The following is an 830-nucleotide window of genomic DNA, read 5'->3' as shown; positions in this document are numbered from 1 at the left end:
CGCCAAAATGAAGCACGCAGCCCAGGTGGAAAAGTCTGACCGGCGCTTTCACCACGTCCAAATCGGCGTGAACAGCCGGCTCGATGTCCTCCAGACGGCCATCCTGCTTCCCAAGCCGGAAATCCTCAACGAAGAACTGGCCCTTCGCGACCAAGCCGCAGCCGGCCATGCCGTCGCGTTCCAGGCCGTGGGTACCCCAACGGCCGTGCACAATGCGATTCCGCTAACCGTGCGCGGCGACTTGGCCTGTCTCAGCCCATCGGCGATGGTCTCGCCATACAGGTCGTGAGCCTGCCCATGCACCTGTACCTGGATCAGAACGTCACACAGCAGAACATTCAGGCGATCGCCCAAGGCATCGAACGCAACGCGCAGTACTGATGCCCCGTCTGCGCCGTCGCTCCCCGCCGGCGGCGCAGACTTCTTGTATCGCCTTCCCTCTCGCCAGCCCCACGACAACATGAGCAAAAGCTACCGTATCTGCACCCGCACCATCATGGACACCAGCGATCCGAACATTACGTTCGACGAACGCGGCGAGTCCGATTACTGCGCCAATTTCGACACGCAGATCAAACCCCACTGGCATACGGACGCCCGCGGTGAAGCCGAGCTCATGCGGACGGCCGAGAAGATCAAGGCGGAAGGCAAAGGTAAGGACTTCGACTGCATCATCGGTCTGAGCGGCGGTTTGGATAGCTCGTACACAGCCTATATCGCGAAGGAAAAAATGGGCCTGCGTCCGCTGCTTTTCCACGTCGATGCCGGCTGGAATACCGACCAGGCCGTCGGCAACGTGGAAAAGCTGGTAGACGGGCTGGGCCTCGAAC

General features: G+C 61.0%; 2 pseudogenes. Both read left to right on the top strand.

What is annotated here, in order from left to right:
• Nucleotides 1-289, top strand: a pseudogene (locus tag KDH83_RS30910) (DegT/DnrJ/EryC1/StrS family aminotransferase); the annotation flags it as partial.
• 171 nt (nucleotides 290-460) lie between these two features.
• Nucleotides 461-830, top strand: a pseudogene (locus tag KDH83_RS30905) (LPS biosynthesis protein); the annotation flags it as partial.

It is taken from the genome of Achromobacter sp. Marseille-Q0513, from assembly GCF_018195695.1.
Lineage (GTDB): Bacteria > Pseudomonadota > Gammaproteobacteria > Burkholderiales > Burkholderiaceae_B > Achromobacter.
The sequence above is the reverse complement of the archived record's forward strand: the minus strand, read 5'-3'. Positions and strand labels throughout refer to the sequence as shown.